The organism is Methanoculleus sp. UBA208 (genome assembly GCF_002498065.1).
In the GTDB taxonomy this organism is placed as follows: Archaea; Halobacteriota; Methanomicrobia; order Methanomicrobiales; family Methanoculleaceae; genus Methanoculleus.
This window is the reverse complement of sequence record NZ_DAFZ01000002.1, coordinates 1-9,433: the sequence shown is the minus strand read 5'-3', so window position 1 is coordinate 9,433 and position 9,433 is coordinate 1. Positions and strand designations below refer to the sequence as shown.

The 9,433-nt window shown below is 61.6% G+C and carries 10 protein-coding genes; 8 read left to right on the top strand and 2 right to left on the bottom strand.

Going from position 1 to position 9,433, the window contains the following annotated elements:
• Positions 1–487: 487 nt before the first annotated feature.
• Both BRA62_RS00095 and BRA62_RS00090 read right to left on the bottom strand, forming a co-directional pair.
• The gene (locus BRA62_RS00095) at positions 488–1,573 is read right to left on the bottom strand and encodes a hypothetical protein (protein ID WP_292363994.1); all 1,086 of its coding nucleotides are present in this window, start codon (positions 1,571–1,573) and stop codon (positions 488–490) included.
• Positions 1,574–1,581: 8 nt separating this feature from the next.
• Positions 1,582–2,748: a tubulin/FtsZ family protein gene (locus BRA62_RS00090; RefSeq protein ID WP_292363993.1), complete on the bottom strand. Its 1,167-nt coding sequence runs from the start codon at positions 2,746–2,748 to the stop codon at positions 1,582–1,584.
• A gap of 114 nt (positions 2,749–2,862) precedes the next feature.
• On the opposite strand from BRA62_RS00090, the gene BRA62_RS00085 reads away from it, so the two are divergent.
• From BRA62_RS00085 to ndk, 8 genes are all read left to right on the top strand, one after another.
• Positions 2,863–4,095: an NAD(P)/FAD-dependent oxidoreductase gene (locus tag BRA62_RS00085; RefSeq protein WP_292363992.1), complete on the top strand. Its 1,233-nt coding sequence runs from the start codon at positions 2,863–2,865 to the stop codon at positions 4,093–4,095.
• The gene (locus BRA62_RS00080) at positions 4,088–4,807 is read left to right on the top strand and encodes a dolichyl-phosphate beta-glucosyltransferase (protein ID WP_292363991.1); all 720 of its coding nucleotides are present in this window, start codon (positions 4,088–4,090) and stop codon (positions 4,805–4,807) included. Before BRA62_RS00085 ends, BRA62_RS00080 begins: the two co-directional genes overlap by 8 nt.
• Positions 4,791–5,771, top strand: coding sequence for a lysylphosphatidylglycerol synthase transmembrane domain-containing protein (locus tag BRA62_RS00075; RefSeq protein WP_292363990.1), 981 nt, complete (start codon positions 4,791–4,793; stop codon positions 5,769–5,771). The genes BRA62_RS00080 and BRA62_RS00075 overlap by 17 nt, the downstream gene beginning before the upstream one ends.
• Positions 5,761–7,761, top strand: coding sequence for a DUF2298 domain-containing protein (locus BRA62_RS00070; RefSeq protein WP_292363989.1), 2,001 nt, complete (start codon positions 5,761–5,763; stop codon positions 7,759–7,761). Before BRA62_RS00075 ends, BRA62_RS00070 begins: the two co-directional genes overlap by 11 nt.
• A gap of 182 nt (positions 7,762–7,943) precedes the next feature.
• On the top strand, positions 7,944–8,312 hold the full coding sequence (rpl7ae, locus tag BRA62_RS00065; protein ID WP_292363988.1) for a 50S ribosomal protein L7Ae: 369 nt from the start codon (positions 7,944–7,946) through the stop codon (positions 8,310–8,312).
• Between the two features lie 10 nt (positions 8,313–8,322).
• The gene (locus BRA62_RS00060; protein ID WP_011843564.1) at positions 8,323–8,532 is read left to right on the top strand and encodes a 30S ribosomal protein S28e; all 210 of its coding nucleotides are present in this window, start codon (positions 8,323–8,325) and stop codon (positions 8,530–8,532) included.
• Between the two features lie 2 nt (positions 8,533–8,534).
• Positions 8,535–8,726, top strand: a complete 192-nt coding sequence (locus tag BRA62_RS00055; protein WP_292363987.1) for a 50S ribosomal protein L24e — start codon at positions 8,535–8,537, stop codon at positions 8,724–8,726.
• A 5-nt stretch (positions 8,727–8,731) separates the two neighbouring features.
• The gene (gene ndk / locus BRA62_RS00050) at positions 8,732–9,181 is read left to right on the top strand and encodes a nucleoside-diphosphate kinase (RefSeq protein ID WP_292363986.1); all 450 of its coding nucleotides are present in this window, start codon (positions 8,732–8,734) and stop codon (positions 9,179–9,181) included.
• Positions 9,182–9,433: the final 252 nt, after the last annotated feature.

Sequence of the window (9,433 nt, the reverse complement as noted above, 5' to 3'; positions counted from 1 at the left end):
CAGCCCCTCCCCCAATGGCGATTCCCCCACGGTCCACTGCACTGTGATATTTTTCCTGTTTTGATTACTCTGTTTGCCACACCTCGCACCATCAGTGCTCACGCTCCTAACTCGAAACCCTTCGGGTTTCTCAAACTCCGGCCCTTCAGCCCATCGCACCCTTCGGCCAGTCGCGCCTCGCATCAGGGTGCTCGAACTCCGGACATCTACACCCCTCAATTACGACCTTCAAAACCAAAACATGTTTTTAACAGAGCCGAAACTCGAAAAGTTTCGGGCGAGAGACCGGGGAATGGGACCAGAGGGAGTTTGAGAAGACCGAAGGTCTTCGATAGTTGCCCCCGGCAGAGGCATTTTTGGACAGCCTCCCCGCAACAATCAAACGCACGTCAGAAGTCAACCAGCATATGCAGGCATCGTCCAGGGAAACCTGGTGAAAATTGGAAAACCACGGAGGGTGGAAAAAGAGAGAGGGGTTCGCCGGGGACTATCCGAGTTCGTCCCAGCCGGTCCGCTTCCGGTAGATCACGACACCCGCGACAACGAGGACGATGACGATCCCGATGCCGATGTAGAGGAGAAGATCCCCGCCGAGGCCGAACCCTTCGCCGATCCTCTCCCGGAGAGCGTTCGCATCGGCCAGGGCCTCGTTCGCCTTACTCAGGCCGTCGGCCGCTTTCGAGCGCGCCAGCGGGTAGTTCTCGGCATTCAGGTTATCCTGTGCCTGGGAGTAGAACTGGACGGCGCTCTCGCGCTTGGTCATGATGGCGACCACCTGCGGGTCGCTCGCCATAGAGCGGTTCTCGACGAAGTAGGTGATCATCCCGTCGAGAGACTCGATTGCCGCCCCGGTGTCGGCGACCGCTTTCTGGGTCCATGCCTTCTCGAGGAGCGCAGTTGCCTCGTCTATGTCGGTCTTGGCGCTGGTGATGTAACTCGCCGCCTGCGCCGGGCCTGCCGACGCAGCGCTGGTGAGGGCCTGGTTCGCGGCGTTGTACTCGGCCTGGACGGCGGCGATATCCACGCCCTCTGCAGCCTTCTCATCCATGTCGGCCTTCAGGTCCTTGAGGCGCTGCTGCTGGGCGGAGAGAGAGCCCTCGACCTGGGCCGCGTTCACGACGTCGCGGGTCACGGAGTAGGTGTCCTTCACATCTTTATCCCGCAGGTGGTCGATCTTGGTCACCAGAACCGTCGAGCTCGCGCTCGAGGGGACGATGCCGCGCACCTGCGCGTCCAGCTCGATATCGCCGTCACCATAGGCGATCTCGAACTCCGTCAGAACCGGGTAGTATCCGGTCTTTTTGGTGGTGTAAATGGCGACCCCGTCACGGTAAATCTTGAAATCCCAGACGGCGTTCTGCAGTCCGGTGCTGAACTCAAACGACTCATCGTTCCCGGTGCTGGTGATCATGTCGTAGGTGAGCACGTAGCGCGCGTTCACCTGCTGGCCGGGTTCGAGAGCGCCGCTTGCGGGGTTGACGGTCTCGGTCTTGATGTCGAATGCCGATGCCACCTGCACGACACAGACCAGTGCCAGCAGGAGAACGATCCATCTGCTGATGTTTGCCTTCATAACGCCCCTCACTCGAACAGCGGCTCTATGCCGTCATCAAACATGGTCGAACGCTTTTCTTTCGATTTAAGGACATCTTCCTTTGTGGACTTTGCAATCTCGAGAAGATCCGTGATCCGGGGGGCGTTCCCGACCGTCGCAAGAACCACCACTGCAGCGATATAATCGCTCTGCACCGGGTAATCCCCGCCACGGACCTCGACGCCGGCGATGTTCTCCTCCACCCAGCTCTTCGACTTCTCAACGCCCTTCCTGTCCATCTCTCCAGGCGGACCTGCAAGAAGAACGAGACCCCGTTCTGCCGTCGAGTAGTCGCACGGCAGGGTGAGGCGCCCGAGCATGGCACGCCTGACGAGAGCGATGATCTTCGCCGACTTGTCCTCCCCGGTCAGCACCTCCTCGGTCTTCTCTTTCTTGCGCACCAGGCCGGAGAAGAGCCCCTGATTCTGCTTCACGCGCGGGCTGACCTTCTCGCTGATGGCATAGCCGACAGTGCTGATGCCGCCGCCACGCAGGGTGTTGATGACCTCGCTCGAGTCCACGACCATCTCGCCGACGCCGGCCTTCCCGACCTCGCCTGCACGGAAGAGCACGCCGAACCGGCGGACGATCTCGTCGTTCAGCCGGCTATAGGCATCCTTGACGCTCTCTCCTTCATTCTTCCAGGCACTGTTATCAAAAATGAAGGTGTTGTCCGCCTCGTTCACCAGGGTGCTCAGGGAACGGGCTGCGTTATATGAATAGAGCCGGCCCTCCTCAGGGGCAGGCAGGATGCCGATCGCGTAGACCGGTTCCCGGTAGATGCGCTTTAAGTGCCGGGCCAGAACCGGCGAACCGCCGGAACCCGTTCCGCCGCCGAGACCGGCAACGATGACGAAGGCATCGACATCGTGCGTGCCGCGCGAATCGATGGCATTGATAATGCTGTCGATCTCATCGGCAGTCACTCGCGCCCCGGTTACGTTATCGGTCCCGACACCGTGGCCTTTGACCACCGTCTGGCCGATAAGAAGCCGGTCTTTGAGCTCGATGTTCTTAAGCCCCATCAGGTCGGTACGCGCCGTGTTTACTGCGATTCCCCTGAAACTCTGGGTCTGCATCCGTTTGTCCTGTTCGACGAACATGTCGACAATTTTGCCCCCAGCCTGACCGAATCCTATGAAGAAGACCCTCATTCAGCTTCACACCCTCATATTGACTAATTAATTATATCGACGCTTATGTATAAAGACGTTGTATACATTATAACTCAAAAGTGTTCTTATAATTTTCAGACGTTGTGGTGAACGATGAAGATCTGCATTGTGGGGGGAGGTCTATCCGGTCTGGTCTCGGCGCTCGAACTTGCCGGAACACACCAGGTAGATCTCTTTGAGCGAAAGCCTGTTCCGGGCGGCTGCCTCGGTTCGTACCGGATCGGCGATTACTGGATCGAGGAGTACTACCACCATTGCTTTGCCGGCGATACCGCCCTGCTCGACCTCTTTGACACGCTGCAGGTGGCCGACCGGCTTGTATGGCTCAAGGGGTCCACCGGCTACTACATCGACGGAACCATCCACCCGCTTACCACCCCGACCGAGATCCTGCGCTACCCCCACCTCTCGCTCTTCGAGAAGGCCCGTCTCGGCCTGCTGACCCTGCGCTCCCGGCGGCTCGACGCGGCAGCGCTCGACGGGATCACCGCGAAGGACTTCATCCTCGATAACCTCGGCCCCGGCATCTATGCCTCGTTCTTCGAACCGCTCTTGAAAAGCAAGTTCGGAGACCGCGCAGGCGAGGTCTCCGCAGCCTGGCTGATATCCCGTATCGCCATCCGGTCTGACCGGGGCGCCGGGGGCGAGCGCCTGGGCTACCTGAAAGGGGGATTCCGGCAGTTCATCGCGCGGCTCGAGGAAGAGGCGGCGCGACGGGGGGCCTCGATCATGCCGGACTCTCCCGTCCAGGAGATCCGGCGGGAGGGCAACGGCTGGCTCGTCGACGGCGAGACCTACGACTGTGTCGTATCGACGCTCCCCCCGCAGGTGACCGCAGACCTTGCCGGTCTCGATATCGGCGGGGTGCCCTACCAGGGCGCCGCCTGCATGACCCTCGCGCTCGACCGGGACGTGACCGACGGCATATACTGGCTGAATATGAAGGATGCTGCCCCTTACGGTGCGGTGGTCTCGCACACCAACTTTGCCCCGCTCGAGTGGTACGGCGAGCATATCGTCTACCTCGCGTCCTACTTCACCGGCAGGCTCCCGGAGGGCTTCGAGCAGTCGATACTCAGGGACTTCTGCAGGCGGTTTTGCGTCGGCAAAGACGAGGTGCACTGGCATCGGCTCGCCGTCGACCCGTATGCGGGCCCGGTCTACACGACAGGGCTCCGGAACCGCCTGCCCGCCTACGAAGAGCAGGGGCTCTTCCTCGCCGGGATGTTCAGCCCGCCAAACTACCCCGAGCGGAGCATGAACGGTTCGGTCGTCGCCGGGCAGGAAGTGGCAAAAAGGGTTCTCGCGAGGTTTTTAGATGCCTGAGATCGAGGTGAGCGCCATCCTTCCGGTCTATAACGACCTTGCTGCGCTTAAGACCGCCATACCGCGGTCGATTGAGACACTCGGGGAGATCGCGCCCGGAAGGTTCGAGTTGATCGTCGCCGAGGACGGGAGCACCGACGGGAGCACCGAGTTCGTCAGGGACTGCGAGGCTAACGATCCCCAGGTGCGCCTGCTCCATTCCGACGAGCGGCTCGGCCGTGGGCGGGCGCTCAACCGCGCGTTTGCCGGGGCGTCGGGATCGATCGTCTGCTATTACGACGTGGATCTCGCGACCGACATGCAATATCTCCCCGAACTGATCGACGCCATCCGCGGCGGCGACGACATTGCAACGGGCTCCCGCCTCCTCCCCGAAAGCGTTATCGTCCGGAGTGGCGGCCGGGAGATCGCGAGCCGCGGCTACAACACGCTTGTCAGGACGATCCTCGGGAGCTCGCTCCACGATCACCAGTGCGGGTTCAAGGCGTTCCGTCGTGACCGCCTTCTTTCCCTGCTCCCGTCGGTGACCGCAGATCACTGGTTCTGGGATACCGAGGTGCTGGTGCGGGCCCAGAAGAACGGCTACCGGATACGGGAGTTCCCCGTGCGATGGCGGCAGGGCGAGGGAACGACGGTTCGGAGAAAAGACGTAATTGAGATGGGATCGGCAATTGTGCATCTCTGGTGGCGGCTCCATGTGGAAAAAGGTTAGCGCCGTCGTCATCCCCACCCTGATCGCGGTCGGGATCGTCGCTTACATGCTCTACCGCGTATGGGACGACCTCCTCCTGACGCTCGAGCACGCCGTGATACCCTTCCTCTTTGCCGCCGTCGGGATCTGCGTTGTTGCCTGGATCCTCCGGGGGTACCGGTACCAGTTCATCCTGCAGGGGCTTGACGTCAAAAAGAGCCTCTGGTTCTCGACCGCCTGCATCTTCATCTCGCAGACGGCGAACCTCATCGTTCCCGCACGCCTCGGCGACTTTGTCCGGATGCTCATCCTGAAGCACGAGGACGACGCCACCTACTCGCAGGGATTCTCGTCTCTCGTCATCGAGCGTGTCTTCGATATCCTGATGATCGCGGTGCTCGGCGCCTTCGCGCTCCCGTTCGTCCTCGCCGTCCTGGATGTTCCCGACTGGTTCATCACGGTCATCCTCGTTCCCCTCGCTGCTGGCGGCATCTTCTTTGCCGTACTCCTCTGGTCGGGCAGGATGGAGTCCGAGAACCGGATCGTCGCCGCCATCCAGAGGATGCTCGATGAAGTGAAGCGGGCCTCCATCAACCCCCGGGCCCTCGCCGTGCTCAGCGGCTCGTCGCTCCTCATATGGCTCGTCGACGTGCTGGTCTGCTACGCGGTCGTCCTGATGTTCCAGGAGTCGGTCCCGTTCGGTATCGTCGTCCTCGCGATCGTCATCGGCAACCTCGTCAAGGCGGTTCCGATCACCCCGGGCGGAGTGGGGACCTACGAAATCGCGCTCGCTTTGACCTTCGGGCTCGCGGGAACGCCCGCGGTCACGGCAACGCTGATAGCGGTCATCGACCACCTGATCAAGAACCTTGTCACGCTCATCGGGGGCGTCGGGTCGATCTATTACTTCGGCGACTGGTCGATGGACCTTTTAAAGAAGGCTTTTTCCAGGGAGATCGAGAAGGAGGAGACGTTTGGCGGGTGAATTTATCCTACCCGTGCTGCTCTGGCTTGCGGCCGTCAAGGTGCTCCAGCTCGCCGTCTGGCCGGCGCTCGACCGCACCCTCGGCAGCCTCTCGGCCGCCGCCGCATACCCGGCAGCGGCCCTCCTCTTCACGCTTGGGTCCTGGTACTGCGGTCTTTTTAGCCTTCCCATCTGGCTCGCCCTCCTGCCGTTTCTCGCCGCAGTCGCCTACGCAGGGTCGCGGCGGTTCTACACGAAGGAGCGCCTGCGGTCCGCGCTCTCCTGGGATCTCGCCTTCCTGATCCCTTTCCTCTTCATGCTCGAGGTGCGCTGGATCAACCCGACCATCTCCTACGCCGAGAAGTTCATGGACCACGCCATCCTCGCGTCGATCATGCGGCTGCCCATCATCCCGCCGCTCGACCCCTGGTACGCAGGGGGGACGCTGGACGTCTACTACTACCTCGGCTACTGGATGAACGGAGCGCTCGGGCTTGTATCCGGCGTGCCTTCGGCGGTCGCGTTCAATCTCGCACTCCCGACCGTATTCGGGCTTGCCGTCGTCGCGCTCTATGCCCTCGGGCACCTCCTCCTTGAGCGCTACCGGTGGCTCCCGGTGCTTGCGCTCTTCATCCCGAACCCCTCTGCGATCTACCACATCCTGGTCGGGGATGCCTGGTTCGACGTCCTCTGGGGGAGCACCCGGACTATCGAGAACACCATCAACGAGTATCCGATCTTCTCGATGCTCTGGGGCGACGTGCACCCGCACGTCATGAGCTTCTTCAACCAGGGGTTCCTGCTCTTCCTCCTGGTCTTTGCCTATATGCGGTGGGGGACGCTCTCCATGCGGGGGCGGGCACTCATCTGCGGGCTTGCCGCCCTCTCCCTCGGGTCCATGCCGGGATTCAACTCCTGGGACGTGCTGGTCTATGCCCCGGTCACGCTGGCCTTCGGCCTCCTGGTCTGGCGGCGCTACGGGAACTTTTCGTGGGATAGCGAGAAGTCCTGGATGGTGCTTGCGGCGGTGCCGCCGCTCGCGATTGCGACCTACCTCCCGTTCTACCTGCAGCTCAACAGCCCCGGCGTAGAAGGGATCGGGATCGTCCCCATACCCTCCGAACCGGTGGAGTTCCTGCTGGTCCACGGGTTCTTCCTCGCGGTGCTGGTCGCCTACTGCGCACCGGATATCAGGAAGCGGCCTTATCTCATGCTCGCCGCGGTGCCGTTCGTGCTCGCCGGCTACCCGGCGGCGGCCATCGCCGCAGTGCCGCTGGCCTATCTCGCCGCCCGCTGCCGGTTCTCGGCCACTGATACGCTCGCCATCCTCGGACTCGTGATCGTTCTCGCTACCGAACTCGTCTACCTCGTGGACAATATGGGGGAGACCTACTTCCGGATGAACACGGTCTTCAAGTTCTACCTCCCGGCATGGTTCCTGATGGGGACGGCGAGCCTCGCCGTCATCGGCGAGTGGCTCCGGGGAGCCGGAATAGGTCGGCGCATGCCTGCCGGGGCGGACAGGATGTTGCCGGCGCTGGCCGCCGTAATGCTCCTCGTCGCGCCTTTTGCGATCAACGTCGACTTCGGCTACGGGAGCCACACCCTCGACGGGGCGGCATATCTCGAAGGCTCGCACCCGGGCGATGCGGCGGCGATCGCGTTCCTCCGGGATCTTGCGGGCGATCACGTCATCGTCGAGGCGGAGGGGGGAGATTACACCTACTATTCACGGGTATCGTCGTTCACCGGGATCCCGGCCGTCATCGGGATGCCGTTCCACGAGTACATGTGGCGGGGAGACGATGGACGCATAAGCGAACGGAGCGCCGACGTGCGGGCGATCTACGAGCAGCCGACGCGAACCGTCGAACTTGCGCGGGCCTACAGCGCCACCCTGCTGTACGTGGGTGCCGAAGAGCGCGATCGCTATGACGTCTCGATCCCGACGGAGGCGCTCGAACTCATCTATGATGCGCAGGGAGTCCGGATCTACCGGATCCCCGCATAGACCGCCAGCGGCCACGTTCATGCGGGCAGGCAGGAAAACAGCGGAACCGCACCCCGCAATTCGGGACAGAATGACAAACCTTTATCACTCCTCTTATTGACATAATACAGCGCATTCGATCAGCTACGCTACTGATGAATGATGACGGAGCAGCAGAGGGCTGCCCCCGAAAGAGGTGAGTTATGGCAAAGGCATATGTAAAATTCGAGATTCCGGAAGAGATCCAGAATAAGGCCCTTGAAGCCCTTGAGATCGCAAGAGACACCGGTAAGGTGAAGAAAGGGTCCAACGAGGCGACGAAAGCAGTCGAGCGGAACATCGCCCAGCTGGTTCTCATCGGTTCGGACGTTGAGCCTGAAGAAATTGTGATGCACCTGCCGCCGCTCTGCGAGGAGAAACAGATCCCGTTCGTCTACATCACGAAGCAGAACGACATCGGCTCCGCGAGCGGCCTTGAGGTCGGCTCGGCTGCCGCCGCGATCGTCAAGTCCGGCAAGGCGAAGGACCTCGTCGAAGAGATCGCAAAGCAGATAACTGCACTGAGAGAGTGAGGGGTAAATCATGGCAAACGACGGAACGCCCGCAGAAGTTATCGAGATCATCGGCATGACCGGTATGCATGGCGAAGCCCAGCAGGTGAAGTGCCGGGTTCTCGACGGCCCGAACAAAGGGCGGATCATCACCCGCAACACGGTGGGCCCGATCAGGGAGGGAGACATCCTTTCGCTGCTCGAGACCGAACGTGAGGCCAAGAAACTCTCGAGGCGGTAACCATGGTCGACAAGTACGTCTGCAATTTCTGCGGAGAGACCCTGGAGCCCGGCACCGGCAAGATGTTCGTCAAGAGGGACGGGACCATCTACTACTTCTGCAGCACCAAGTGCCAGAACAACTACAGGCTCGGCCGGGTGCCGCGCCGTGTCGAGTGGACCGCGATGGGACGCAAGGCCCGCGGCAAAGAGTGATCGGCATGGACCGCACCTTTGTGATGGTCAAGCCCGACGGCGTCCAGCGCGGACTCGTCGGAGAGATCGTCTCCCGGTTCGAGGCGAAGGGACTCAAACTCGCAGGGGCGAAGCTTGAGCTTCTCCCCGAGGAGCGGGTCGTCGAGCAGTACCGGGAACACCTGGAGAAGCCCTTCTTCCCGGGCCTTAAGGCCTACATCATGAGCGGCCCCTGTTTCCTCATGGCCTGGGAAGGCAAGGGTGCAGTCGCGGTCGTCCGCAGGATGGTCGGCGCCACCAACCCCGCGGAGGCTGCACCGGGCTCCATACGCGGCGACTTCGCGCTCGATATCGGGCGGAACGTGATCCACGCATCCGACTCCCCCGAGAGCGCCGCCCGCGAGCTCGGCATCCACTTCGCGTCCGGCGATCTCGTCGATTACTCGAGAATCGACGAGCCCGTTCTCTACGAGTGAACGGCGGGACCGCCGGATGTCGGCGGAAAACCGTTTCTTTTTCTTGAACGCCTTGTTGCGTAGGGGTGCGGGGGTTTTCGTTTCCGCGGAGTTAGTCCAGACCTTTACTGCACAGCGCCGGGTTACTGGATTTGTGCACGGCACAACCGGATATCTACCGACAATCACCGTGCTGAGAAGAGTTCTGGGTATGCGGCTGCGACAAAGTAGTCAATGCAAGGAAAGGCCCCGTGCAGTGGACCGTGGGGGTAT

What these genes read in the sequence shown, in the direction of transcription:
- BRA62_RS00055 (WP_292363987.1), top strand. Translation starts at nt 8,535, where the DNA reads ATGGTCGACAAGTACGTCTGCAATTTCTGCGGAGAGACCCTGGAGCCC.
- BRA62_RS00080 (WP_292363991.1), top strand. Translation starts at nt 4,088, where the DNA reads ATGCCTGAGATCGAGGTGAGCGCCATCCTTCCGGTCTATAACGACCTT.
- ndk (WP_292363986.1), top strand. Translation starts at nt 8,732, where the DNA reads ATGGACCGCACCTTTGTGATGGTCAAGCCCGACGGCGTCCAGCGCGGA.
- BRA62_RS00090 (WP_292363993.1), bottom strand. Translation starts at nt 2,748, where the DNA reads ATGAGGGTCTTCTTCATAGGATTCGGTCAGGCTGGGGGCAAAATTGTC.
- BRA62_RS00085 (WP_292363992.1), top strand. Translation starts at nt 2,863, where the DNA reads ATGAAGATCTGCATTGTGGGGGGAGGTCTATCCGGTCTGGTCTCGGCG.
- BRA62_RS00075 (WP_292363990.1), top strand. Translation starts at nt 4,791, where the DNA reads ATGTGGAAAAAGGTTAGCGCCGTCGTCATCCCCACCCTGATCGCGGTC.
- BRA62_RS00060 (WP_011843564.1), top strand. Translation starts at nt 8,323, where the DNA reads ATGGCAAACGACGGAACGCCCGCAGAAGTTATCGAGATCATCGGCATG.
- rpl7ae (WP_292363988.1), top strand. Translation starts at nt 7,944, where the DNA reads ATGGCAAAGGCATATGTAAAATTCGAGATTCCGGAAGAGATCCAGAAT.
- BRA62_RS00095 (WP_292363994.1), bottom strand. Translation starts at nt 1,573, where the DNA reads ATGAAGGCAAACATCAGCAGATGGATCGTTCTCCTGCTGGCACTGGTC.